Source organism: Buttiauxella cochleicola (genome assembly GCF_021283185.1).
Lineage (GTDB): Bacteria > Pseudomonadota > Gammaproteobacteria > Enterobacterales > Enterobacteriaceae > Buttiauxella > Buttiauxella massiliensis.
The window spans coordinates 370,640-396,633 of sequence record NZ_JAJSOS010000003.1 but is presented as its reverse complement, the minus strand read 5'-3'; the positions used below and the strand labels follow the sequence as shown (position 1 = coordinate 396,633).

At 48.8% G+C, this 25,994-nt stretch carries 23 protein-coding genes, 1 tRNA gene and 3 rRNA genes; 12 read left to right on the top strand and 15 right to left on the bottom strand.

The features are described from left to right. The 4 genes from LVQ76_RS07195 to rrf (LVQ76_RS07180) all read left to right on the top strand — a co-directional run. Window positions 1–95: ribosomal RNA gene (locus LVQ76_RS07195) — 23S ribosomal RNA — on the top strand; the annotation flags it as partial. A gap of 111 nt (window positions 96–206) precedes the next feature. Next, a 5S ribosomal RNA gene (rrf, locus tag LVQ76_RS07190) occupies window positions 207–322 on the top strand. A gap of 15 nt (window positions 323–337) precedes the next feature. Then, window positions 338–413 (top strand) — tRNA-Thr (locus tag LVQ76_RS07185). A gap of 39 nt (window positions 414–452) precedes the next feature. Next, window positions 453–568 (top strand): 5S ribosomal RNA (gene rrf, locus LVQ76_RS07180). A 96-nt stretch (window positions 569–664) separates the two neighbouring features. Here rrf (LVQ76_RS07180) and LVQ76_RS07175 read toward each other — a convergent pair. From LVQ76_RS07175 to LVQ76_RS07155, 5 genes are all read right to left on the bottom strand, one after another. Continuing rightward, on the bottom strand, window positions 665–1,423 hold the full coding sequence (locus LVQ76_RS07175) for an amino acid ABC transporter ATP-binding protein (protein ID WP_232921287.1): 759 nt from the start codon (window positions 1,421–1,423) through the stop codon (window positions 665–667). A gap of 10 nt (window positions 1,424–1,433) precedes the next feature. Continuing rightward, window positions 1,434–2,534, bottom strand: coding sequence for an amino acid ABC transporter permease (locus LVQ76_RS07170; protein ID WP_232921286.1), 1,101 nt, complete (start codon window positions 2,532–2,534; stop codon window positions 1,434–1,436). Window positions 2,535–2,543: 9 nt separating this feature from the next. Next, window positions 2,544–3,725: an amino acid ABC transporter permease gene (locus tag LVQ76_RS07165; RefSeq protein WP_232866338.1), complete on the bottom strand. Its 1,182-nt coding sequence runs from the start codon at window positions 3,723–3,725 to the stop codon at window positions 2,544–2,546. A gap of 70 nt (window positions 3,726–3,795) precedes the next feature. Further along, entirely contained in the window at window positions 3,796–4,821 is a 1,026-nt protein-coding gene (locus tag LVQ76_RS07160; protein WP_232921285.1) for an amino acid ABC transporter substrate-binding protein, read from the bottom strand. A gap of 523 nt (window positions 4,822–5,344) precedes the next feature. Continuing rightward, entirely contained in the window at window positions 5,345–5,566 is a 222-nt protein-coding gene (locus tag LVQ76_RS07155) for a hypothetical protein (protein ID WP_034459881.1), read from the bottom strand. 333 nt (window positions 5,567–5,899) lie between these two features. Between LVQ76_RS07155 and LVQ76_RS07150 the strand changes: the two genes are divergently transcribed. Continuing rightward, window positions 5,900–6,247, top strand: coding sequence for a DUF1889 family protein (locus LVQ76_RS07150; protein WP_232921284.1), 348 nt, complete (start codon window positions 5,900–5,902; stop codon window positions 6,245–6,247). Between the two features lie 118 nt (window positions 6,248–6,365). On the opposite strand, the gene fis is transcribed toward LVQ76_RS07150, so the two are convergent. From fis to msrP, 10 genes are all read right to left on the bottom strand, one after another. After that, window positions 6,366–6,662: a DNA-binding transcriptional regulator Fis gene (fis, locus tag LVQ76_RS07145; RefSeq protein WP_000462905.1), complete on the bottom strand. Its 297-nt coding sequence runs from the start codon at window positions 6,660–6,662 to the stop codon at window positions 6,366–6,368. Window positions 6,663–6,687: 25 nt separating this feature from the next. Next, entirely contained in the window at window positions 6,688–7,653 is a 966-nt protein-coding gene (gene dusB, locus LVQ76_RS07140; protein WP_232866335.1) for a tRNA dihydrouridine synthase DusB, read from the bottom strand. 401 nt (window positions 7,654–8,054) lie between these two features. After that, window positions 8,055–8,936 carry a 50S ribosomal protein L11 methyltransferase gene (gene prmA, locus LVQ76_RS07135; RefSeq protein ID WP_151992942.1) on the bottom strand — a complete coding sequence of 294 codons (882 nt, stop codon included), beginning with the start codon at window positions 8,934–8,936 and terminating at the stop codon, window positions 8,055–8,057. 11 nt (window positions 8,937–8,947) lie between these two features. Then, window positions 8,948–10,402, bottom strand: a complete 1,455-nt coding sequence (gene panF, locus LVQ76_RS07130; RefSeq protein WP_232921283.1) for a sodium/pantothenate symporter — start codon at window positions 10,400–10,402, stop codon at window positions 8,948–8,950. Further along, window positions 10,392–10,634 carry a YhdT family protein gene (locus LVQ76_RS07125; protein ID WP_232866333.1) on the bottom strand — a complete coding sequence of 81 codons (243 nt, stop codon included), beginning with the start codon at window positions 10,632–10,634 and terminating at the stop codon, window positions 10,392–10,394. The genes panF and LVQ76_RS07125 overlap by 11 nt, the downstream gene beginning before the upstream one ends. A 99-nt stretch (window positions 10,635–10,733) precedes the next feature. Further along, window positions 10,734–12,080 carry an acetyl-CoA carboxylase biotin carboxylase subunit gene (gene accC, locus LVQ76_RS07120; RefSeq protein ID WP_151992944.1) on the bottom strand — a complete coding sequence of 449 codons (1,347 nt, stop codon included), beginning with the start codon at window positions 12,078–12,080 and terminating at the stop codon, window positions 10,734–10,736. Window positions 12,081–12,090: 10 nt separating this feature from the next. After that, on the bottom strand, window positions 12,091–12,564 hold the full coding sequence (accB, locus tag LVQ76_RS07115) for an acetyl-CoA carboxylase biotin carboxyl carrier protein (RefSeq protein WP_034459857.1): 474 nt from the start codon (window positions 12,562–12,564) through the stop codon (window positions 12,091–12,093). 21 nt (window positions 12,565–12,585) lie between these two features. Beyond that, entirely contained in the window at window positions 12,586–13,038 is a 453-nt protein-coding gene (gene aroQ / locus LVQ76_RS07110; protein WP_034459855.1) for a type II 3-dehydroquinate dehydratase, read from the bottom strand. Window positions 13,039–13,270: 232 nt separating this feature from the next. Next, window positions 13,271–13,870, bottom strand: a complete 600-nt coding sequence (gene msrQ, locus LVQ76_RS07105; protein WP_232866331.1) for a protein-methionine-sulfoxide reductase heme-binding subunit MsrQ — start codon at window positions 13,868–13,870, stop codon at window positions 13,271–13,273. Further along, the gene (msrP, locus tag LVQ76_RS07100; protein WP_232904443.1) at window positions 13,871–14,875 is read right to left on the bottom strand and encodes a protein-methionine-sulfoxide reductase catalytic subunit MsrP; all 1,005 of its coding nucleotides are present in this window, start codon (window positions 14,873–14,875) and stop codon (window positions 13,871–13,873) included. It lies immediately after the preceding gene. 285 nt (window positions 14,876–15,160) lie between these two features. Here msrP and csrD point away from each other — a divergent pair, with 285 nt between their 5' ends. The 7 genes from csrD to yhdP all read left to right on the top strand — a co-directional run bounded on the left by csrD (window position 15,161) and on the right by yhdP (window position 25,955). Beyond that, window positions 15,161–17,101, top strand: a complete 1,941-nt coding sequence (csrD, locus tag LVQ76_RS07095) for an RNase E specificity factor CsrD (RefSeq protein ID WP_232866327.1) — start codon at window positions 15,161–15,163, stop codon at window positions 17,099–17,101. A 307-nt stretch (window positions 17,102–17,408) separates the two neighbouring features. Beyond that, the gene (mreB, locus tag LVQ76_RS07090) at window positions 17,409–18,452 is read left to right on the top strand and encodes a rod shape-determining protein MreB (RefSeq protein WP_000913396.1); all 1,044 of its coding nucleotides are present in this window, start codon (window positions 17,409–17,411) and stop codon (window positions 18,450–18,452) included. 68 nt (window positions 18,453–18,520) lie between these two features. Then, on the top strand, window positions 18,521–19,546 hold the full coding sequence (mreC, locus tag LVQ76_RS07085; RefSeq protein WP_151992948.1) for a rod shape-determining protein MreC: 1,026 nt from the start codon (window positions 18,521–18,523) through the stop codon (window positions 19,544–19,546). Next, window positions 19,546–20,034, top strand: coding sequence for a rod shape-determining protein MreD (gene mreD / locus LVQ76_RS07080; protein WP_034459838.1), 489 nt, complete (start codon window positions 19,546–19,548; stop codon window positions 20,032–20,034). The genes mreC and mreD overlap by 1 nt, the downstream gene beginning before the upstream one ends. An 8-nt stretch (window positions 20,035–20,042) precedes the next feature. Next, window positions 20,043–20,636 carry a Maf family protein gene (locus tag LVQ76_RS07075; RefSeq protein ID WP_151992949.1) on the top strand — a complete coding sequence of 198 codons (594 nt, stop codon included), beginning with the start codon at window positions 20,043–20,045 and terminating at the stop codon, window positions 20,634–20,636. After that, window positions 20,626–22,095: a ribonuclease G gene (rng, locus tag LVQ76_RS07070; RefSeq protein ID WP_151992950.1), complete on the top strand. Its 1,470-nt coding sequence runs from the start codon at window positions 20,626–20,628 to the stop codon at window positions 22,093–22,095. The genes LVQ76_RS07075 and rng overlap by 11 nt, the downstream gene beginning before the upstream one ends. 59 nt (window positions 22,096–22,154) lie before the next feature. Continuing rightward, on the top strand, window positions 22,155–25,955 hold the full coding sequence (gene yhdP, locus LVQ76_RS07065; protein WP_232921282.1) for an AsmA2 domain-containing protein YhdP: 3,801 nt from the start codon (window positions 22,155–22,157) through the stop codon (window positions 25,953–25,955). The last annotated feature ends 39 nt before the right edge of the window (window positions 25,956–25,994 follow it).

Here is a 25,994-nt window from a genome sequence, read left to right as displayed (position 1 = left end):
AGGAACGTTGAAGACTACGACGTTGATAGGCTGGGTGTGTAAGCGTAGCGATACGTTGAGCTAACCAGTACTAATGATCCGTGAGGCTTAACCTTACAACACCGAAGGTGTTTTGGTTGAGAGACTAAGATATTGATTTTCAGCTTGAACCGAGATTTTAAGTCGATGGTTGTGTGAAAGCATGACGGTTGATGAAACAGAATATGCCTGGCGGCACTAGCGCGGTGGTCCCACCTGACCCCATGCCGAACTCAGAAGTGAAACGCCGTAGCGCCGATGGTAGTGTGGGGTCTCCCCATGCGAGAGTAGGGAACTGCCAGGCTCCAAATTAAAGTGTGCTGATATGGCTCAGTTGGTAGAGCGCACCCTTGGTAAGGGTGAGGTCCCCAGTTCGACTCTGGGTATCAGCACCAGTTTTTAGGTTTAAAGTTCGGCGCTGGATAAAGAATTTGCCTGGCGGCAGTAGCGCGGTGGTCCCACCTGACCCCATGCCGAACTCAGAAGTGAAACGCCGTAGCGCCGATGGTAGTGTGGGGTCTCCCCATGCGAGAGTAGGGAACTGCCAGGCTTCAAATAAACAAAAAGGCCATCCTTACGGATGGCCTTTTTGTTTTGTATTTCCAGTGAAATAAAAGGCCACTTACGTGGCCTTTCTCTTTAAATATCAATGAATAACCTGAGACAAGAATGCACGAGTACGCTCCGACTTAGGGTGAGCAAAGAACTCATTTGGTGGTGCCTGCTCCACGATCTCACCTCTATCCATAAAGATCACTCTATCAGCAACCGTCCGCGCAAAGCCCATTTCATGTGTCACACACAGCATCGTCATACCAGATTCTGCCAGGCCAATCATCGTATCCAGTACTTCTTTAACCATCTCTGGATCAAGTGCAGAAGTTGGCTCATCAAACAGCATAATCTTAGGTTTCATGCATAGGGAACGCGCAATCGCCACACGCTGCTGTTGTCCGCCAGATATTTGCCCCGGGAATTTATGCGCATGCTCTGCGATGCGTACCTTTTCCAGATAGTGCATTCCGAGTGCTTCAGCTTCTTTCTTGGGCATCTTGCGCACCCAGATCGGGGCGAGAGTGCAGTTCTGCAAAACGGTCAGGTGTGGGAACAGGTTAAAGTGTTGGAAAACCATCCCGACCTCAGTCCTAACCTTCTCTATATTACGTAAATCATCGTTGAGTTCGGTTCCATCAACGACAATACGCCCTTGCTGATGTTCTTCCAGATGGTTAATACAGCGAATAGTTGTGGATTTTCCTGAACCAGAAGGGCCACACAGGACAATGCGTTCTCCTTGCTTAACCTTCAGATTTATATCCTTGAGTACGTGAAATTGTCCGTACCATTTATTAACGTTCTCCAGCATGATCATCGCATCAGCGGGTTGCATAGTAATCTGGCTCATTTATTCATCCTCAGTGCGGTGTTCTTCCGGTGTTAAAACGTTTTTCAAGATGCTGGCTGTAGCGCGACATGCTGAAACAGAAAATCCAGTAGATGAGGGCTGCAAAGACGTAGCCTTCGGTCGACATTCCAAGCCAGGCAGGATCGACAGTGGCTTGCTGTACGCTGCTAAACAGATCAAACAAGCCAATAATGATCACCAGACTGGTGTCTTTGAACAGAGCAATAATGGTGTTAACCAGGCCTGGAATGACCATCTTTAATGCCTGCGGGAGGATCACTAATCCCTGGGTTTTCCAGTATCCCAACGCCAGAGATTCTGCGGCTTCGTATTGCCCTTTTGGTAGTGCCTGCAAACCTCCGCGAACCACTTCAGCGACATAAGCCGACTGGAAAAGGATCACGCCGACCAATGCGCGGATAAGTTTGTCTATGCTTGTTCCTTCAGAAAGAAATAGCGGCAGCATGACGGATGACATGAACAACACAGTGATTAGCGGAACACCTCGCCAGAACTCGATAAATATCACTGACAAGATTCTGACTACCGGCATTGTCGAACGGCGACCTAAGGCCAGTAAGATCCCTAATGGCAACGCCCCGGCGATCCCTACTGATGCGATGATTAGCGTTAAAGTTAAGCCACCCCACTGACGTGTTTCGACGCGATCCAGCCCTAAAAACCCACCGTACAATAAACCCCAAACAACCAGCGGATAGATAACTGCCCATGCGGCGATATAACGGCCACGGCGAGGCATCGCATTCCAGAACATTGGAATGATGGAAACCAGACCAATAAGCAGTGCAAGGTTAATGCGCCAGCGTTGATCATGCGGGTAGAGCCCGTACATAAACTGTCCGAAACGTGCGTGGATAAACACCCAGCATGCCCCTTCTTTTGTGCAGTCCGCACGGGTTTCACCAATCCAGTTAGCCTGGAAAATCGTCCAGTTTAACAAGGGTGGAATCAGCACCCATATCATCCACAAACAGAAAATAGTCAGTAAGCTATTAGACCAGCTGGAAAAAAGATTCTTACGAGCCCATTGCACGGCACTTGAGCGAACAGCTTTTGGGCGCGTGTGATGTGACACTAATGCTTTTGTCATCGTAATTCCTTAGCGCTCAACCAGGGCAATTCGCCGGTTATAGATATTCATCAGTAACGAAATAGTCAGGCTGATAATCAGGTAGACCGACATTGTTATCGCAATAGTTTCAATGGCTTGACCAGTCTGATTGAGCACCGTTCCTGCGAACAATGAAACCATATCCGGATAACCAATAGCGGCTGCCAGTGATGAGTTTTTGACGATATTGAGGTATTGGCTGGTGAGTGGCGGGATGATGACGCGCATTGCCTGAGGAATGATCACCTGGCGCAATGTAACAGGGTTCGGTATCCCCAGTGAACGCGCCGCTTCGTGTTGGCCGTAAGGTACCGATTGAATACCTGCACGGATAATTTCGGCAATAAAAGCGGATGTATAGACCGACAGCGCTAAAGTTAATGCCGCCAGTTCAGGAATGAGAACCATCCCCCCACGGAAGTTAAAACCACGCAACGCGGGAACATCCCAGTGCAATGCTGCACCAAATAGCCAATGTGCGAGTAGCGGTAACAAGATCAGTAACCCCAGACCATAGGGCCAGGTACGGCGCAATTGCCCCGTTTTTATCTGATGCATTTTGTTATAGCGATACAAGCCTGCCGAAATTATCAGTGCTAACAAAATGGCGCCGATAAAAGCCAGTACACCTTCACCAATCTGCGGGGAGGGAATATAGAGCCCGCGGTTACTTAGAAAGAGAAGGTCGAACGCGTTGACTGCCTGACGAGGACCCGGCAGGTTGCGAAGAACGGCAAAATACCAAAAGAAGATCTGCAATAAAGGTGGGATATTGCGGAATGTCTCAATGTAAAAAGTGGATAGTTTGCGTAGCAACCAGTTATCGGAAAGGCGGGCAAGTCCAAGAAAGAAGCCGATAAATGATGCAAACACAATACACAATGCGGAAACCAATAAGGTGTTCAGCAGGCCGACAACAAACACGCGGCCATAAGTATCACCCTGCTCATAATCAATGAGGTGCTGAACGATACCGAAGCCTGCGGCTCGATCAAGGAATGCAAAACCTGAGGTAATGCCACGATTGCTAAGGTTAGTGACGGTGTTGTGTATCAGGTAAACAGCAATGCCAACCACAATGGCGACCGCGATAATCTGAAACAGCCAGGCACGAACCGCTGGGTTAGAAAAGGAAATATCACCTTTTACGATTGGGTGGCGATGGGACATAAGCGAACCTCAGTAACATAAACTCAAACTTTGGGCACTACCGCAGTAGTGCCCATTTCTGACATCTCGCTTAGCGAACAGGCGGTGCGTACTGAATACCGCCTTTGTTCCACAGGTTGTTTTGTCCACGTTTGATCTTCAGCGGGCTATCAGAACCGACGTTATGTTCGAAGATTTCGGCGTAGTTGCCGACTTGCTTGACGATGTTATAGGCCCATTTATTATCGAGCTTCAGGTCTTTACCGAAATCACCTTCTTTACCTAACAGGTGTGCCATATCCGGTGTTGTTGGGTTAGCAGCCATCTGATCAATGTTTTTAGAGTCAATCCCCATCTCTTCAGCATTGAGCATGGCGAACAACGTCCAGCGTACGATAGAGAACCAGTCTTCATCACCACGGCGTACGACTGGGCCTAAAGGCTCTTTTGAAATGACTTCCGGCAGAACAATCCATTCACCTGGTGTGCTTAGTTTGATGCGCAGTGCATAGAGTTGAGATTGGTCGGAAGCCAGTGTATCGCAGCGGCCTGATTCCAGCGCTTTGGCTGACTCATCGGAGCGATCGAACGTTACTGGGGTGTACTTCATATTATTTGCTTTGAAGTAATCGGCGACGTTCAGTTCAGTATCAGTACCCGCCTGAATACAAACGGTCGCACCATCGAGTTCTTTAGCGCTTTTCAGGCCTGCTTTGTTGTGTGTCAGGAAGCCGATGCCATCGTAATAAGTGACGCCGGTAAACATCATTCCCATGCCAGCATCGCGTGATGAAGTCCAGGTGGTATTACGTGACAGAATGTCCACTTCGCCTGACTGGAGAGCTGTAAAACGCTCTTTTGCGGTCAGCGGGGTATATTTAACTTTCGAGGCATCCCCAAATACCGCAGCGGCAACGCCACGACAAACGTCCACATCAATGCCGGTAAATTTACCGTTTGCATCAGCGTAAGAAAAACCAGGTAAGCCGTCACTTATCCCGCATTGCACAAAGCCTTTCTTCTTTACCGCGTCAAACGTGGTGCCAGCATGAGCCTGATTGACTACCGCGAATAATGCACCGGCAGCGACCAGAGTGGAGATCAGTGTCTTTTTCATAATGCATCCTGTGTGGCGAAATTATCGTTATAAGTGTAGGCATCTGGATGACGCCATTTTCCTGTCTGTGGCATCTGCCAATGTGGTTAAAGCAAAGGGAGTGCCAAGGTTGCAAGAGACGGCATGCGTGTGCCTCCCGTCGCAGTAAGCTGAGTGTAGACAGGAAAAATTACTTGCAGCGCCCCACAACGGGGCAAAATTGAAACCTACGCCACATTTCAGCGCAAAAAAGTTTCAGTTTTTGATCATATGAAAAGAAGTAATTTCTGGCGTGAAAATTAGCGTGAATAGCACCTGTATTGGTTTGTGGAAGGAGTCACATCTGCTGCTGCAATAAAACAAAATCTGAAAGAAGTAAGTGATTTGTTTCACGCCAAAAAGATTGGGGATACAAGCCAGCGAAACTAAAAAAATGAAGTGGTGGGAATGGATGCACTTTAATAAAGCAAAGGAAAATGACTGCGGATTTTCCAATAAAAAAGCGCGCCCGATATGGGCGCGCTTATTAAATACGGAATGTACTTTATTTAGTTAATGCAACGATACCCAGCGTTAGGCCGGCAATCGCTGCGGCACCACCGGCAATTGCACCTGCGGTTTCCCAGTTATCCTGAGTTGTCCCTTTCATGCAGGTATTGGTGTGCACCAGACGGCCCTGATCGTCATAGACTGGCACGCAAGGTGAGTTGGTTGCACAACCTGCCAGAAGTGTAGAAAGCAACGCAGCAGCAATTAGCTTTTTCATATTGAACCTCATTAAACCAAACCCCGTTCAGGGATAATTCGTGCGTTAAGGCTACAATTATCTAATAACCTGAACCGGTGTGAATGTGGTGATTTTATCACCGCAATGGGCATGGAGAGCAGAGAGGAATAATTGCAATTCATGTGCAGTGTAAACAAAGTGGAGAAAAGCGGGCATAGACAAGAAAGTGTGGAGAAAAAGTGAAGTTAAACATTTTCAGATAACCAGTCGGCGTCACAACTATTAAAAAGGGTGCATTACCAAGGGTAGTAACCATTGAAATCATATGGTTAACTGGTGGTTGTCAGTGCGTGCTACAGGCTCGTTTAATACATGGTTAATATTAAGGATAAGAATATGCCAGCTGTCATTGAAAAAGCATTGGACTACATTGGCGGTATGAATACATCCGCATCTACACCACATTCTATGGATGAGAGTACAGCTAAGGGGATATTTAAGTATCTGAAAGAGCTGGGGGTACCGGTTAGCGCAGAAGATGTTACGGCAAGAGCTAATCAGGAGGGATGGAACGCTGAATTCACGAAAAAAGTGGCAGGGTGGGCTGATAAAATTGAGTCTGGCAACCGAGTTCTTATCAAAAATCCTGAATACTTTTCTTCATATATGCAAGAGCAACTCCGTGCGTTAGCGGAAGCTGAATATTCGCATGCCGAGTAAGTTTACCTGACCCATTCGTTAGCAAATTAGCCTTTCACCAGGCAGATTACAAACGTTAAAAAAGGCGCTTCCCCATGCCGAGTAGCGCCTTTTTAAACAACAACTTAACTGATTAATATCAGTTCATGCCGTATTTTTTCAATTTTTTACGCAGCGTGCCACGGTTGATGCCCATCATCAGGGCAGCGCGGGTTTGGTTGCCACGGGTGTATTGCATCACCATGTCCAACAATGGCTGCTCTACTTCAGCCAATACCAGCTCATACAGATCGTTAACATCTTGACCATTCAGTTGAGCAAAATAGTTCTTCAGTGCTTGTTTCACGGAGTCACGAAGAGGTTTTTGGGTAACCTGATCCTGTGAGTTAACGGTAGAAACGGTTAGTACGTCAGAATTTACGCGTTGTTCGAACATAGTTCTGTCAGCTCTTTATTTCTAATTACGCAAGATTTTCGAAGTATGCCTCCAACGCCTCAAGCTGTTCGCTTGCATCCTCAATGGCGTTGAATGTGCGCCGAAACTGGTCATTTGGAGCGTGTTCCTGTAAGTACCAGGAGACGTGTTTGCGAGCAATTCGGTATCCCTTAGCATGACCATAAAAGTCATGAAGTTCCCCGATATGCCCACAAAGTAAGCGCTTCACCTCTGCCAGAGGCAGTGGAGGAAGCAACTCTCCAGTGTCCAGATAATACTGGATTTCCCGAAAGATCCAGGGTCTTCCCTGAGCCGCGCGTCCTATCATAAGAGCATCAGCCCCTGTGTAGTCGAGCACAGCTCTGGCTTTAAGCGGGTCAGTAATGTCACCATTCGCGATTACCGGAATGGAAACTTTCTGCTTAACTGCCCGAATGCTGTCGTATTCAGCATCTCCCTGAAATAAACAGGCGCGTGTGCGTCCATGAATTGTCAGAGCCTGAATGCCACAGTCTTCAGCCAGTTGGGCAATCTCTTCACAGTTACGGTGCGCCGTATCCCAGCCAGTGCGAATCTTCAACGTTACAGGTACGTCAACTGCGTTAATTACCGTCGTCAGGATAGACTTCACCAGAGTTGGGTATTGCAGCAATGCAGAGCCTGCGAGTTTACGATTCACTTTCTTAGCAGGGCATCCCATATTGATATCAATAATCTGGGCGCCATTAGCCACGTTAATGCGTGCGGCCTCTGCCATCTCATCAGGGTCACTACCGGCAATTTGCACGGTGCGGATACCTGGTTCATTCACGTGCACCATTCGTAAACGTGATTTATCACTCGCCCAAACTTCAGGGTTGGAGGACATCATCTCGGAAACAGTCAGTCCGGCTCCCATCTCGTAACACAGCGTCCTGAATGGCCTGTCAGTGATGCCGGCCATAGGTGCTGCTATCAGTCGATTTCTGAGCTGGTGTTGTCCAATGCGCATGAGTTAAGAAATGACCATACTTGCCTGCAAGGCGGCGTATATTACGCATTTTTAGCCTGAGATGAAAGGCCAAACTTTGAACAATCAGCTGTCGTAGATCAATGAATCCTTATCTCGTGCAGTGACAAAAATAAATTAACTATATTTTTCAGTTTGTTATGAATTATTGGTTGATTTGTGCGCTTTTATTTTTTCACCACATTCAGGGGTAATTCATTATTTTTTACGTATAAGACACCAGATAAAGTGCTGCTTAAATCACCAAACTTAGTGTTTTTCTGCGATCGGCATCTCATTTTGCTGCGAGTTATCACTGGGATGAATTGTTGTAAACGGAGTGTTGCTCAGGGAGTTTAGAGGTCAGTAACGTGGCTTGATACCACGTTACTGAGAGGAGAACTTTAGAGTTTGATACCGGTAATTCGGCACCATTCTTCTTTTTCTGCGACTGGGTCGAGCGTGAATTTATCCTGATATGCTTCGCAAACACCTTCGGCCTGGCTTGCCAGAACGCCAGAAAGTCCAAGGAAACCGCCCTGAACAGGCAGTACGCTGATTAACGGAGCTAGCTCACGCAAAGGGCCTGCCAGGATGTTAGCAACGACCACATCGGCGCTCATGACTTCTGGCTGGTCTTTTGGCAGATACAGTTCCAGGCGATCAGAAACACCATTGCGTTCTGCGTTATCGCGGCTGGCCTGAATCGCCTGCGGGTCGATATCAATACCAATTGCTTTCACTGCACCCAATTTCAGTGCAGCAATAGCAAGAATGCCGGAGCCGCAGCCAAAATCGATAACGGTTTTGCCCGCCAGATCTAAGCTATCAAGCCACTCAAGACACAAAGAGGTCGTTGGGTGAGTGCCGGTACCAAATGCAAGGCCAGGATCCAGCATCACATTCACCGCGCTAGCGTCTGGCACATCGCGCCAGCTTGGGCAAATCCACAGGCGTTGACCAAAGCGCATCGGGTGGAAGTTATCCATCCACTCACGCTCCCAATCTTTGTCTTCAAGCTGTTCGATTTTATGTGGGAAACCGATGCTCAGGAGAGGGCAGTTTTCAAGAATCGCGACCACTTCTTCCATGTCAGTTTCTGCATCGTACAGACCAATGACATCGGTATCGCCCCATAGACGGGTTTCACCAGGTAACGGTTCGAATACCGGTGTGTCATGGGTATCCTGAAAGGTTACGGAAACCGCACCGCTTTCGATCAGCGCATCGCCGAGCTCTTCAGCATTTGAGCCTGAGGTATTAATTTTCAGTTGAATCCATGGCATAGCGAAACTCTTTATTTATCAGTAGTTGAAACGAGTGCTGGAATAGGTAGAGGCTGACCAAAACGGTTGCCTACCAGGAACGCCAGCAAACTTAATAATAAGGATGGCACAATTGGGTGGAAGCCCAGGAACTGGATTTTGAAGCTCGCCAGCACGGCATACAACCCGCCACCGACAATCATCGCGCTTAACGCGCCCGCGGCATTAGCTCGTTCCCAATAAAGACCGAGCACTAAAGGCCACAGGAACACCGCTTCTAATCCACCAAACGCCAGCAAATTCAGCCAGATGATCATCTCAGGCGGACGCCATGCTGCAAGTAGCAGTAACGCACCTAAAATCAGCGTGATCACCGATGACATTCTTTTCAGCCGCTTTTCGTTAGTGATCTGATCCGGTCTCATATTCAGATAAAGATCTTTGACGATCGTAGCTGATGATTGAAGCAGTTGGGCATTAATTGTCGACATGATTGCTGCCATCGGTGCAGCAAGGAAGATCCCGGCGGCAAACGGTGGTAACACTGTGACCATTAACGTTGGAATAACTAAATCCGGTACTTTCAAATCGGGTATGACCGCGCGGCCTAAAGCTCCCGCCAGGTGCATACCAAACATCAAAATCGCCACTACAATCGTGCCGAGGATAATCCCACGGTGCACGGCTTTGCTGTCTTTATAAGAGATGCAACGCACTGCCGTGTGTGGCAAACCAATCACGCCGAAACAGACCAGCACCCAGAACGACGTCATAAACGTTGGTGAAAGAATATCGTCTGCGCCCTGCGGTGAAACAAGTTTAGGGTCGATATGCTGTAGCGTATCGACCGCGTTGTGTAAGCCACCAGCAGCGTGAACGATACCCACCAACAGCAGAATCGTTCCAACCAGCATCACCATTCCCTGCATAGCATCGTTGAGAACGCTGGCACGGAAGCCACCGAATGCAGTGTAAAGCGCGATACTGATACCAAAAATCAGCAGGCCAGTTTCGTAAGGAATACCCGCAGCGGTTTCCAGTAAGCGAGCCCCGCCAATGAACTGCACGGTCATGGCACCGATAAATGCCACCAATAAGCTAATACTTGCCAGCCACACCAGCAGACGGCTTTGGTAGCGCGCATACAGCATGTCGTTCAGGGTAACGGCGTTATAGCGACGCGCCAGAATGGCAAACTTTTTACCCAAAATCCCCAGTGATAACCACACCGCGGGAAGCTGAATCATTGCCAGCAAAACCCAGCCCAAGCCATATTTATAAGCAGCGCCAGGCCCGCCAATAAATGAGCTGGCACTGATATAGGTAGCTGTGAGCGTCATCGCTAATACGAAACCACCCATGGAACGGCTACCGAGGAAATACTCGTTAAGGAAATTTCCTGTTGTGCGACGCCTCATGGCATACATGGAAATGCCAAAAACGACTAACAGATAGGCTACCAGCGGCAGTATGACTTCAAGCTGCATGATCATCCTCCAGTGGGATATCGCGGAAGATGAACTTCACCATGGCCCAGCACAGCAAAATGAACAGCAAAGGTACCAGCAGGCACGCCATTTCAAACCAGTGTGGGAGACCTGTTGGGCCAATATCGTTACCAGGTAAGTAAGCAGCCACTAACCATGCTGCGAGGTAGAGAAGGGTGAGCCAAAGCGCCCAGCGGGCTTCTTTATTGGCCTGAACAAAACGCGCGTCCATTGTTGTCCCTTGAGTTGGCAGAAAGCGGCGATTGTAACGCATAGCCAAAAAAGGAAAAGGCCGGATAACCGGCCTTTTAGCGATGTTGACTGCGGAAACTTAGTCCTGAAGACCCAGTTTCTTCTCCAGATAGTGGATGTTAGTCCCACCGTGCTGGAAGTTTTCATCGTTCATGATGCGAGTCTGCAAATCAACGTTGGTTTTGATGCCATCGATGATCAGTTCCGCCAGGGCGTTCTTCATACGAGCGATTGCCACTTCACGAGTTTCACCGTAACAGATGAGCTTCGCGATCATTGAATCGTAGTATGGAGGAACGGTGTAGCCGGAATAGATATGCGATTCCCAACGTACACCAAAACCACCCGGCACATGGCAGCGAGTAATTTTGCCAGGGCTTGGCAGGAAGGTATTCGGGTCTTCGGCGTTAATACGGCATTCAACCGCGTGGCCTTTAACCTGAACATCTTCTTGCTTGATAGACAGTGGCTGTCCTGCAGCAATACGAAGCTGTTCTTTAATCAGATCAACACCGGTGATCATTTCTGTTACCGGGTGTTCAACCTGAATACGGGTGTTCATCTCGATAAAGTAGAACTCACCGTTTTCGAACAGGAACTCGAATGTACCTGCACCGCGATAGTTGATATCGATACACGCTTTAGAACAGCGCTCACCGATGAATTTACGCAGCTCAGGCGTGATGCCTGGTGCTGGCGCTTCTTCCACAACTTTCTGGTGACGACGCTGCATAGAGCAGTCACGTTCAGCCAGATAGATCGCTTTACCCTGGCCATCAGCAAGAACTTGAATCTCGATGTGGCGTGGGTTTTCCAGGTACTTCTCCATATAGACCATATCGTTGTTGAAAGCAGCTTTTGCTTCCGCACGGGTCATATTGATGGATTGTTCCAGATCGGCATCGTTACGCACGACACGCATACCACGACCGCCGCCGCCGCCGGACGCTTTGATAATTACCGGATAACCGATGCGTTTAGCATGGGCACGGTTTTTATCCATATCGCCGTCAAGAGGGCCGTCAGAACCAGGTACGCAAGGTACGCCAGCTTTCTTCATTGCGTTGATTGCAGAAACTTTATCGCCCATCAGACGGATAGTTTCAGCACGTGGGCCAATGAAGATAAAGCCTGAACGCTCAACCTGCTCAGCAAAGTTGGCATTTTCAGACAGGAAGCCATAACCCGGGTGAATCGCAACGGCGCCAGTAATTTCTGCCGCAGAGATGATTGCCGGGATATTCAGATAGCTTTTTACAGACGGAGCAGGACCGATACAAACAGTCTCGTCCGCCAGCAATACGTGTTTTAGATCGCGGTCGGCAGTGGAGTGCACAGCGACAGTCTTGATGCCCAGTTCTTTACAGGCACGAAGAATACGCAATGCAATCTCACCACGGTTAGCGATAACAATTTTATCCAGCATGTTCGCCTCGTTACTCGATGACGACCAGCGGCTCGTCAAATTCAACCGGTTGACCATTTTCAACCAGGATGGCTTTCACCACACCGGCTTTGTCAGCTTCGATCTGGTTCATCATTTTCATTGCTTCAACGATACACAGGGTGTCGCCAACGTTAACCTTCTGGCCAACTTCAACAAATGACTTAGCATCCGGGCTTGGGGTGCGGTAGAAAGTACCTACCATTGGGGAACGCACGATGTGACCACTGATTTCAGCAGCCGCCGGTGCTTCTGCCGGAGCGGCAGGTGCAACAACGTTAGACAGGCCAGCTTGCGGCTGTGGCTGGTACATTGGCGCAGCATAAGCCTGTTGCATCATCGGGTAACCGGTGTTTGCCGGTGCACGACTGATGCGTACAGATTCTTCGCCCTCAGAAATTTCCAGTTCAGAAATGCCTGATTCTTCAACCAGCTCGATCAGTTTTTTAATCTTACGAATATCCATGAGTGGGTTCCGTACTCTTGTTTAGATGGATTTTGACAAGCGTTTTACCGCCGTCTGTAGTGCATATGAATAGCCGTCAGCGCCTAATCCGCAGATGACACCAACCGCTTTATCAGAAAGATATGAATGATGGCGGAACGGTTCGCGCGCATGCACATTGCTCAGATGAATCTCGATAAACGGAATATCCACCGCTAACAAGGCATCACGCAGCGCAACGCTGGTATGCGTAAACGCGGCCGGATTAATCAGAATAAAATCAACAGTGTCTTTAGCCTGATGAATTCGGTCGATCAACTCATATTCAGCATTAGATTGCAGGTGGCTGAACGAGACATTTAGCGTTTTTGCTTCTTCTTCGAGAGAGTTAACAATTTGCGCTAGAGTCAGCGTGCCGTACTTCTCAGGCTCACGTGTTCCCAGCATGTTAAGATTCGGGCCGTTCAAAAGCAAAATGTGAAAATTAGCCGACATCGTGCTGCCATCTCCTGCAATTTGTAGGTATTTTACAAAATATACCTAAGTTGCTCGGTTGTCACCTTCAGAGCCAGAAAATGGCCTGTCAGAAAAACCAAAGTCGCACATTATAACGATTTCGTAGCATTTGGCAGCTAAATACTGGTCTTATCAGGGAAGATGATCAACTCATATCCTTTTTAGGGGCACGGTTGATCACTTTTCTGCGGAGAAGAACACATATCTGGTGTTAACGCAGCCACATCCGGAATTTCTTATAGCGCAAGGCCAAAAGGATGAATGCGCCCAGAGCATACAGCAACGGTTGCGGGGAAATAACCTTTACCGACCATAAATAATGTATGGGGGCGAGAATTGCGACCAGATAGACGAAGTTATGCAGTTTTTGCCAGCGTGAACCTAATTTTCGTTGTAAAGATTGGGTCGAGGTTGCCGCCAATGATAGCAGCACCAGCCAGCTGATTATTCCTAAAGTCAAATAGGGGCGCGTGACCAACTCCTTGCCAAGCAGTGCCAGATTGCTGATTCCCAGTTCCAACATGGCATAGCTAGTTAAATGAAGAGTGGCCCAGGCAAAACACCACAACCCCAGCAGACGACGGGTACGAATCAGCAGTGGTTGTTTACCGTATCGCGCTAAAGGTGTGACCAGGAGAGTCGCTAGCAGTAACTTGAGCGCCATCCTGCCGGTAAAATGCTGGATATCCTTCGCCGGATCGGCGCTCAAAAAGCCCTGGTTTGCGGCATAAAATAGCCAGACAAAAGGTAAGAACGCCGCGAGATGTAACCCCACTTTAAGCCACATGATTTGCTTCGCAGTTAATCTCACTTAGAAATTCTCCTTAAGATTTAAACCGCGGTACAGCGAAGCAACTTGATCGGCATAACCATTAAACAGCAATGTAGGCTGGCGTTTTACGTCAAGCACGCCACCTGAACCAATGAATCGTTCACTCGCCTGCGACCAGCGTGGGTGATCAACATTCGGGTTCACGTTGGCATAAAACCCATATTCATTCGGTGCAGCCATATTCCAGGTGGTGGGAGGTAGTTCACTAACGAGTTTGATACTGACAATCGACTTTATCCCTTTAAACCCATATTTCCACGGTACGGTCAGGCGGATTGGCGCGCCGTTTTGCGGCGGTAGCGCTTTGCCATAAACACCTACAGTCAGCAAAGTTAGCGGATGCATCGCTTCATCAAGTCTCAGTCCTTCAACGTAGGGATACTTCAAACCGCCGCCAATAAATCGATCTTTCTGTCCGGGCATTTGCTCCGGGTCGTAAATTGTTTCGAAGGCGACATATTTCGCATTGCTGGTGGGTTCAACCAAAGCCAGCAACTTGCTGAGCGGGAAACCAATCCACGGCACAACCATTGACCAGGCTTCAACACAACGCATGCGATAAATCCGCTCTTCAAGCGGGAATTTTTTGTAGAGATCGTCGTAATCCAGTGTCAGTGGCTTTGCCACTTCGCCACTAATTGTGATTTTCCACGGATCGGTTTTCAGACCCCCGGCGTTTGCCGCAGGGTCGGCTTTATCCAGACCAAACTCGTAGAAGTTATTGTAGCCAGTGACTTTATCTTCCGGGGTCATGGCGAGCTTAGCCTGCCATTGTTCGGGTTTACTAAATTGCAAAGGTTTCCCTGAAGGTGCTGGTGGCCGGTCATTACCTTTAAACCAGGAAAGAATATCTGCATTTGCAGTCTGAGGAAGTGTGAGGGCAGCCGCACTGATACCTAGTGCTTTCAGTACCTGGCGGCGTTTCATCATAAAAACGGATTCAGCTGTGACATCAGCTTCTGTGAAGCGGGTGACCTTCTTCATCTTATACTCCAGCGTGGCTTTATTCCGTAAGCATGACGGAGAACGCTAAACCCTGCGAATTTGTCACGAAAAATTGAAACTTAAACATAGTTCCAGGCTTGTTGAATATTTGTTAATAAGGGAAGAGTTGTCAGCGGCTATACTTGAGTTTCAGTGTGCAAAACACTCGCTTTGCAACAAAGGGTGAGAATATGTTCACTGTGTTTGCCAGGGCACCTCTTTTGCTATGTAATGCCGCATCAGGTCAGGCTTGGTATATCTTCACCAAACGGAGTTAACACAAGGATGCGATTAACGACGAAACTTTCTGCTTTTATGACATTGCTGACGGGGCTCGCTATTTTTGTGACACTCGTTGGTTGTTCATTAAGCTTCTTTAATGCGATGCATTATAAAGTGCATCAGCGTGTGGTTGCTGTTGCCACCATTATTGATAACGATTTAGTTTCCAGCTCACCAGAAGCTCTGATCAAGCGCCTCAATGAAGTGATGGTTCCGATTGATATCATCGCGGTCGATTTCAAAATTGGCGATAACACCGTTTATCAGCACCAATTGACCCAAACCTATCGCTTGCTGGGAAACAGCTACAGTTTCCGCACCGTGACTGTTGAATTAATGAAGTATCCCGGCATGTTTCTCAGTTTGACCTATCGCGATCCGGTAGCGGATTACTACAACTCTCTTTTCGCGACGGTACCTCTTTCTATCACGATTGGACTCATGCTTATCGTGCTGTTCTTTGCGATCCGCTGGATGAAAAAACAGCTCGCCGGGCAAGAGTTACTGGAAAGTCGCGCGCGTCGCATTCTGAATGGTGAAAGAGGTGTAGATATACGCGGTTCAGTTCTGGAATGGCCTCCTCAAGCCAGTAGTGCGCTTGATGTGTTGCTTTCAGATCTGCAAAACGCCAGCGAACAACGTAGCCGAATGGATACACTGATTCGTGCTTTCGCCGCGCAAGATGCGAAAACGGGTCTGAATAATCGCCTGTTCTTTGATAACCAATTGGCAACTTTACTCGATGAGCAGGAGCAAGTTGGCGCGCATGGTGTGGTGATGATTATTCGTTTACCGGATTTTGAAACGCTGCACGAAACGTGGGGGCGCAACGCGGTAGAAGAGTATTTGTTTACGATTATTAATATGTTATCGACATTTGTGATGCGCTATCCGGGGGCTTTGCTGGCACGCTATTTCCGTAGTGACTTTGCCGTTTTGTTGCCGCACCGCACATTGAAAGAAGCCGATAGCATTGCTAATCAATTACTGAAGGCTGTCGATTCGCTGCCTCCAACGCGGATGCTTGATCGTAATGACATGATGCATATCGGTATTTGTGCATGGCGTAGCGGGCAAAGCAAAGAGCAAGTTATGGAGAATGCAGAGGTGGCGACGCGTAATGCTTCCCTGCAAGGAACCAACGGCTGGTCGGTATATGACGATAGTTTGCCGGAAAAAGGGCGTGGTAACGTTAAATGGCGTACGCTCATTGAGCAGGTGTTGCAACGCGGCGGTCCACGCTTCTACCAAAAACCGTCCGTGAAGCGCGATGGTTATGTGCATCATCGTGAAATTATGTGTCGGATTTTCGACGGTCAACAAGAAGTATTGGCGGCAGAGTATTTGCCGATGGTTAAGCAGTTTGGTTTATCGGAGCAATATGACCGGCAAATCATCGCTCGGCTATTGCCGTTAGCAGGATTCTGGCCTGAAGAAACGCTAGCCATTCAAGTGTCGGTTGAATCATTGATTCGGGCACCTTTCCAGCGTTGGTTGCGTGATGCGTTAATGCAATCTGAAAAATCACTTCGACGACGTATTCTTTTTGAACTTGCAGAGGCAGATGTTTGTCAACACATCAGCCGTTTGCAACCTGTGATTCGTTTGATCAAAGCATTGGGCGTACGTATTGCAGTTTCCCAGGCAGGTTTAACCGTAGTGAGTGCGTCTTATATTAAAGAGTTGGATGTAGAGTTGATAAAACTGCATCCAGGGCTTGTGCGTAACATTGAGAAACGAACCGAAAATCAGCTGTTTGTACAGAGTCTGGTTGAGGCTTGTAACGGGACTCAGACACAAGTTTTTGCGGTCGGTGTAAGAACGCGAAGTGAATGGCAGACACTGGTAGAGAAAGGCGTGGCGGGTGCTCAGGGGGATTTTTTTGCGGCCTCTGAACCGCTCGATAGCAACGTGAAAAAATATTCGCAAAGATACTCGGTTTAACCTGCCGTTTATAAATATTTCACGTAGAATAACGCGCGCTGCATCTCAAGGGGGCGGATACGCCTGCTGACCAGATTGTTAAAGCACGAATGAACCCAGTTTGCTTCCTTGCACTGTTCGTTTAACCTACAGCGTTTGTTTAATTCCTCTGCGGTTCGAGGATAGACGTGCCGAAAGTGTAACGGTCGTAGTAAACTGCACAATTTTTCACCATTGCAGAACATTTATGCGCCTTGTCGCTGCAATGAGTGGTTGGTAAAGTAAGCGGATTTTGTTTCCGCCCCAGCTTTCAGGATTATCCCTTAGTATGTTGAAAAAATTTCGTGGCATGTTTTCCAATGACCTGTCCATTGACCTGGGTACCGCGAATACCCTGATTTATGTAAAAGGACAAGGCATCGTACTGAATGAGCCATCTGTCGTGGCCATCCGCCAGGATCGTGCCGGTTCACCTAAAAGTGTTGCGGCCGTAGGTCATGATGCTAAACAGATGCTGGGTCGTACCCCTGGCAATATCGCAGCTATCCGTCCGATGAAAGATGGCGTTATTGCCGATTTCTTCGTGACCGAAAAAATGCTGCAACACTTCATCAAACAAGTGCATAGCAACAGCTTTATGCGCCCAAGCCCGCGTGTTCTGGTTTGTGTGCCAGTTGGCGCAACTCAGGTTGAACGCCGTGCTATCCGTGAATCTGCGCAAGGTGCAGGTGCTCGTGAAGTATTCCTGATTGAAGAACCAATGGCTGCGGCTATCGGTGCAGGCTTGCCAGTTTCTGAAGCAACCGGTTCTATGGTTGTGGATATCGGTGGTGGTACTACTGAAGTTGCCGTTATCTCTCTGAACGGCGTGGTTTACTCCTCTTCCGTTCGTATTGGTGGTGACCGCTTTGATGAAGCCATCATTAATTATGTGCGCCGTAACTACGGTTCACTGATTGGTGAAGCAACCGCTGAACGGATCAAACACGAAATCGGTTCTGCTTACCCAGGCGATGAAGTGCGTGAAATCGAAGTTCGTGGTCGTAACCTGGCTGAAGGTGTTCCACGCGGCTTTACTCTGAATTCCAATGAAATCCTCGAAGCCCTGCAAGAGCCTTTGACCGGTATCGTGAGTGCGGTAATGGTTGCACTGGAGCAGTGCCCACCAGAATTGGCTTCTGACATTTCTGAGCGCGGTATGGTTCTGACTGGTGGTGGCGCATTGCTGCGTAACCTCGACCGTCTGCTGATGGAAGAAACAGGCATTCCGGTAGTAGTTGCAGAAGATCCATTGACTTGCGTAGCCCGTGGTGGTGGCAAGGCACTGGAAATGATCGACATGCACGGCGGCGACTTGTTCAGCGAAGAGTAATCAGCCACACGTAAAAGGCAGTGACTATCACTGCCTTTTCCTTGCTGGCCCTGGAATACGCATAGCCTATGAAGCCAATTTTTAGCCGTGGCCCTTCGTTGCAGTTTCGCCTCATTCTGGCGGTGCTGGTGGCGATTGGTGTCATTATTGCCGATAGCCGTCTGGGTACGTTTAGTCAGATCCGAACGTATATGGATACTGCCGTCAGCCCTTTCTATTTTGTCTCAAATGGTCCCCGTGAATTGCTCGACAGCGTCTCGCAAACACTGGCATCACGCGATCAGCTAGAACTCGAAAATCGTGCACTGCGTCAGGAACTGATCCTGAAAAACAGCGAATTACTGATGATGGGTCAATATCGTCAGGAAAACGCACGTCTGCGCGAATTGCTTGGCTCACCGTTGCGTCAGGACGAGCAAAAAATGGTGACTCAGGTTATCTCTACCGTTAACGATCCTTACAGTGACCAGGTTGTCATTGATAAAGGGAGCGTGAATGGGGTCTATGAAGGTCAGCCAGTCATCAGTGATAAAGGTGTCGTAGGTCAGGTCATTGCGGTGGCTAAACTCACCAGCCGTGTTTTGCTGATCTGTGATGCGACTCATGCGCTACCGATTCAGGTACTGCGCAATGACATCCGCGTTATCGCGGCGGGCAACGGCTGTACTGACGATCTGCAACTGGAACATTTACCCGCAAATACCGATATTCGCGTAGGCGATGTATTGGTGACGTCTGGTTTAGGTGGTCGCTTCCCTGAAGGTTATCCGGTGGGTGTCGTTTCCTCTGTGAAACTTGATACTCAACGCGCGTACACAGTTATTCAGGCTCGCCCAACTGCTGGCTTACAACGTCTGCGTTATTTGCTGCTGCTGTGGGGAGCGGATCGTGAAGGCAAAACCCCAATGCCACCGGAAGAGGTTCATCGTGTAGCTAATGAGCGTTTGATGCAAATGATGCCGCAGGTATTGCCTCCGGCTGATTCTGTTGGCCCGCCAGCCCCAGCTCCGATTCCACCTCCGGCAACGGGAATGACTCAGGCTCCTGCAGGGAACTCCGCTTCTCCTGCATCTGCTACCCAGGGAGGGCAGTAGTGGGGAGTTACCGTAGTCAGGGTCGTTGGGTAATCTGGCTCTCTTTCCTTGTCGCCTTGTTGTTACAGGTAATGCCCTGGCCTGACGATTTAAAAATCTATCGTCCGGACTGGGTTTTACTTATTCTGCTGTACTGGATTCTGGCGTTGCCCCACCGCGTAAATGTTGGCACAGGTTTTGTGGTGGGTGCCATACTGGATCTGATCAGCGGTTCCACCCTGGGCGTGCGAGCGTTATCTCTGAGTATCGTTGCTTACCTGGTGGCGTTGAAATACCAGCTATTCCGCAATCTCGCGCTTTGGCAACAGGCTTTAGTGGTTATGCTGTTGTCATTGATGACAGATGTCATTGTTTTCTGGTCAGAATTTTTAGTCATCAACGTATCTTTCCGTCCGGAAATTTTCTGGAGTAGCGTGGTTAACGGCGTGCTGTGGCCATGGATATTTTTGCTGATGCGTAAAATTCGCCAACAATTTGCTGTGCAATAGGATTTAACATGACATCTTTGTATCTGGCATCGGGTTCTCCACGTCGTCAGGAGCTTCTGACTCAGTTGGGTGTATCATTTGAGCGCATTATTACCGATGTAGAAGAACAGCGTTTTAGCGGCGAGAGTGCGCAACAATATGTTGTGCGCCTGGCGCGAGATAAAGCGCGAGCAGGTGTTGCATTAGCGCAACATGACTTACCGGTTTTAGGTGCAGATACTATTGTTATCTACAATGGCAACGTGTTGGAAAAACCTAAAGATGAACAACATGCTGCGCAGATGCTGCGCATGTTGTCCGGGAATCAGCATCAAGTGATGACGGCAGTTGCGTTAGCCGATCGCGAATCGTTACTGGATTGCCTGGTGACGACCGAAGTGACATTTCGCGCATTATCAGAACAGGATATCGCCGGCTACGTGGCCTGCGGTGAACCCATGGATAAAGCAGGTGCATACGGTATTCAAGGGCTTGGTGGTTGTTTTGTCAGGAAGATTAATGGCAGCTACCATGCTGTAGTCGGTTTACCGCTAGTTGAAACCTATGAATTGCTGAGTAATTTTCACGCTTTGCGTGATGGACGAGGAAAACATGACGGCTGAATTATTAGTCAACGTGACCCCATCGGAAACTCGGGTGGCTTACATTGATGGTGGAATACTGCAAGAGATCCATATTGAACGCGAAGCACGTCGCGGGATCGTAGGGAATATCTACAAAGGTCGTGTAAGCCGGGTACTTCCGGGAATGCAGGCGGCATTTGTAGATATTGGCCTTGATAAGGCAGCGTTTCTTCACGCTTCTGACATCATGCCACATACCGAATGTGTGGCTGGTGAAGAGCGAAAAAACTTCACAGTACGCGATATCTCCGAACTGGTGCGCCAGGGGCAAGACCTGATGGTTCAAGTGGTGAAAGATCCGCTGGGTACTAAAGGTGCGCGCCTGACTACTGATATCACACTGCCGTCTCGTTACCTGGTCTTTATGCCAGGAGCCTCGCATGTGGGTGTTTCGCAACGCATTGAAAGTGAAGCTGAGCGTGAACGCCTTAAACGCGTGGTTAACGCATATTGCGACGAGCAAGGCGGATTCATCATCCGTACTGCGGCAGAAGGTGTATGTGAAGATGATTTGGCCGCAGATGCAGCTTACCTAAAGCGTGTCTGGACAAAAGTCAGCGAACGCAAAAAGCGTAACAAAACTCGTTGTCAGCTTTACGGTGAACTGGCGCTGGCACAACGTGTATTGCGTGATTTTGCTGATGAGGCACTCGATCGAATTCGTGTCGACTCACGCCTGACTTTCGACATGCTGCTGGAGTTCACCGCAGAATACATGCCGGAAATACACAACAAGATCGAACACTACAGCGGTCGCCAGCCAATTTTTGACCTTTTCGATGTTGAAAATGAAATTCAGCGGGCGCTGGAACGAAAAGTTGAACTGAAGTCGGGTGGCTATTTGGTCATCGATCAGACTGAAGCGATGACTACCGTGGATATCAACACGGGTGCATTTGTTGGTCATCGCAATCTCGACGATACTATTTTCAATACTAATATTGAAGCGACTCAGGCGATTGCCCGTCAGTTACGTTTGCGTAACCTGGGCGGCATTATCATTATTGATTTCATTGATATGAGTAATGAAGATCATCGTCGTCGTGTGTTGCATTCTCTTGAACAAGCGTTAAGCAAAGATCGGGTAAAAACCAGTATCAATGGTTTCTCGCAGCTTGGCCTGGTTGAAATGACACGTAAACGCACGCGCGAAAGCGTTGAACATGTGCTGTGCAACGATTGTCCAACTTGCCACGGCCGCGGTACCGTGAAAACGGTTGAAACGGTCTGTTATGAAATTATGCGTGAAATTGTCCGCGTGCATCATGCTTACGATTCTGACCGCTTCCTGGTTTATGCCTCACCTGCTGTGGGGGAAGCACTGAAAAGTGAAGAGTCCCATTCACTGGCCGAAGTTGAAATTTTCGTCGGCAAGCAAGTCAAAGTACAGATCGAGCCGCTCTATAATCAGGAGCAGTTTGACGTCGTTATGATGTAGCTCTCTGTGCGGTTGGCGCAGGTTCGAGTTCCGCTCCGGCGGCTAACAAGGAGATATACGTGAGGCGACTGCCCGGCATTCTGCTACTCACTGGCGCAACGCTTATCGTTATCGTCGCACTGCTGGTGAGTGGTTTGCGGCTGGTTTTGCCGCATCTCGATGCCTGGCGCCCGGCTTTGTTAGATAAAATTGAAGCGATGACTGGCACGCCTGTCGATGCCAGCCAGATAAAGGCAAGTTGGGAAAACTTTGGCCCTACTCTGGATGTGCGCGATGTTAAAGCTGGTCTGAAAGACGGCGGTGAGTTGAGCGTTAAGCGCGTGACGCTGGCGCTCGACCTTTGGCAAAGTATTTTGCATGCGCGCTGGCAATTCCGCGACCTCACTTTTTACCAGTTACAGATGCGCACCAATACCCCACTGAGCCAGAATCAGGGGGACGGTAAGTTTGAGCCGGGTAAAATCAGCGATCTCTTTTTACGGCAGTTCGATCACTTTGATCTGCGCGACAGCTCCCTTAGTTTCCTGACTCTATCTGGCCAACGTGCCGAACTCACGATCCCACAACTTACCTGGCTTAACACCAAAAACCGTCACCGTGCTGAAGGACTGGTCAGTCTGTCGAGCTTTACCGGACAGCACGGTCTGGCAAAAGTACGGATGGATTTACGGGATGAAAATGGCCTACTGAATATCGGCAAAGTCTGGCTACAGGCTGATAACGTTGACGTAAAACCGTGGCTCGGCCGTTGGATGAAGGACAATGTTAATTTACAGACTGCCAAATTCACCCTCGAAGCATGGATGGATGTCAAAGAGGGCGATATTGCTGGTGGTAATATCTGGCTGAAGCAAGGCGGTGCAAGCTGGGCGGGGAAAAGCGCTGCACACCAGTTATCAGTAGATAATTTGATGGCCCGTGTCGAACGTTCAGAAGCAGGCTGGAATCTTGCTATTCCCTCAACCAATATCACCCTTGATGGTAAAACCTGGCCAAAAGGTTCGCTATCGTTAGCGTGGATTGCTCCGCAGGATGTGGGGGGGAAAGGGAATACTCGTGGTGACGAATTGCGGGTACGCGCCACAAATATGGAACTGGAAAGCTTCACTGGTTTACTGCCGATTGCCGAGAAAATCTCACCTGATATAGGCGATATTTGGACCTCCTTGCAACCTCGCGGGCACATTGATGTGCTGGCACTGGATATCCCGCTCCAGCAAACGGAAAACACCCGTATGCAAGGGCGCTGGAAAGATGTGAGTTGGAATCAATGGAAAATGCTTCCCGGTGTCGAACACTTCGCAGGTTCAATTACCGGTAGCGTTGCCCACGGGCAGCTTAATGCACAGATCCTCGATGCTAAAATGCCTTATGAAGGTGTATTCCGCGCGCCGCTGGAGATTGAACATGGCGCCGCAACGCTTGAGTGGCGGAAAAATGCTTCTGGTTTCCAGCTTGATGGCAAAAATCTTGATGTAAAAGCTCGCTCGGTATGGGCGGCAGGCGATTTCCGTTATTACCAGCCTGAGGGTGGTGACCCATGGTTAGGCATTTTAGCCGGAATCAGTACTAACAACGGTGCTGATGCCTGGCGTTATTTCCCTGAAAATCTGATGGGCAAAGAACTGGTTGATTACCTCAGTGGCGCTATTCAGGGCGGTGAAGCTGAAAACGCGACGCTGGTCTACGGCGGTAATCCTCATCTCTTCCCGTATCTGCATAACGAAGGGCAGTTTGAGGTCTACGTTCCGCTACGCAATGCTAAATTTGCTTTCCAGCCTGACTGGCCGGCATTAGAGAACCTGAATATCACGCTTGATTTCATCAATGACGGTTTATGGATGAAGTCTGATGAGGTGAAACTCGGGGGGGTTACTGGGCGCAACCTCACGGCGATTATCCCGGATTACTCGAAAGAAAAACTGTTGATTGATTCTGATATCAGCGGCCCTGGAAGTGCAGTTGGTCCGTATTTCAAAGAAACGCCTCTAAAAGATTCGCTGTCTGCTGCTCTTGATGAACTCCAGATTGGTGGGGATGTGAATGCTCGCTTACATCTGGATATCCCATTCAATGGCGATATGACCACCGCTTCAGGTGACGTCCAGCTTCACAACAATACGCTGCTGATAAAACCGCTCTCCAGCACTCTGAACAACCTGACGGGTAAATTCAGTTTTGTGAACGGCGATTTGAAAAGCGAACCATTAAAAGCCACCTGGTTTAACCAACCCGTAGGTATTGATTTTAATACCAAAACTGGTGAGAAAGATTACAAGATTGGCGTCAATTTGCTGGGCGACTGGCAGCCAACAAAAATGGGTGTTTTGCCTGAGCCGGTTAATAAAGAGTTGAGCGGTAACGTCCCATGGAAAGGTGATGTGGCGATTACGCTTCCTTATCGCGGAGAGGCAAATTATCAGGTCAATGTGGATGCAGATCTGAAAAATGTGAGTAGCCACTTACCTGCCCCAGTTAATAAATCAGCGGGTCAGGCACTGCCATTGAAAATCGCAGTGAAAGGCGACCTGAATAGCTTTAATTTGACGGGTAATGCCGGGCCGACAAATCACTTCTCCAGCCGCTGGTTACTGAATAAGAAACTGACGCTGGATCGCGCTATTTGGGCAACGAACAGCCACACAATTCCACCGTTACCTGACAATCCGGGTGTTGAGCTTGATCTCCCTGCGATGGACGGTGCGCAATGGTTAGCGCTCTTTAGCCAGGGGGCGGCGGAAAGTGTTGGTAACTCTGCATCATTCCCATCAGATATTACGTTACGCACGCCTTCGCTGACTTTCGCTGGGCAGCAGTGGAATAACCTGAGTCTCGTTTCCCACGCGATACCTGGCGGTACGCGTGTTGAAGCACAGGGTCGTGAAGTGAATGGCTCGTTGACGATGCAAGATAATGCGCCGTGGCGTGCAGCAATCAAATACCTCTATTTCAACCCTGATTGGGGTAATAGCACTGCCAAAACGACCAGCGCTTCTCCACTGGGAGACAATACTTCAATTGATTTCCGCAGCTGGCCTGATCTGCAACTGCGTTGTGCCGAATGTTGGCTGTGGGGGCAAAAATATGGGCGTATTGAAGGTGATCTCGCTGTTAAAGGGAACACGCTGGAATTAGAAAATGGCTTAGTCGATTCAGGGTTTGCAAGACTAACCGGCAGTGGTCAATGGGTTAACAGTCCAGCAGAAGAGCGTACCTCCATAAAAGGTAAACTTCATGGTAGTAAGCTTGATGCCGCAACCAATTTCTTTGGGGTTAAAACGCCAATTCAGGGTTCATCATTTGATGCGGATTATGATTTGCACTGGCGTGATAAACCCTGGCAGCCAGACTTTGCTTCACTTAACGGAATCCTGCATACCAAATTGGGTAAAGGTCAGATTGCGGATCTGGGCACGGGGCACGCCGGGCAATTGCTGCGGTTGGTGAGTGTTGACGCGCTTATGCGTAAGCTGCGTTTCGATTTCAGCGATACCTTCGGTGATGGTTTCTATTTTGACTCCATTCGCAGTACGGCCTGGATCAAAGATGGCGTGCTGCATAGCGACGATACGCTGGTGGATGGCCTGGAAGCCGACATCGGCTTGAAAGGTTCTGTCGATTTGGTTAGACGCCGCGTCGATGTTGAAGCAGTTATAGCACCTGAAATTTCCGCGACTGTCGGGGTGGCAACAGCCTTTGTGGTTAACCCAATTATTGGTGCCGCTGTGTTTGCGGCCAGCAAAGTGTTAGGGCCTTTGTGGAGCAAAATCTCCGTGTTGCGCTACCACATCACTGGGCCGGTCGACCAACCACAAATCAACGAAGTGCTTCGTCAGCCGAGAGTTAACGACGCTAAGTGATTTGACGGGAGTCTTGAATTACCTCAAGCTCAATAGATA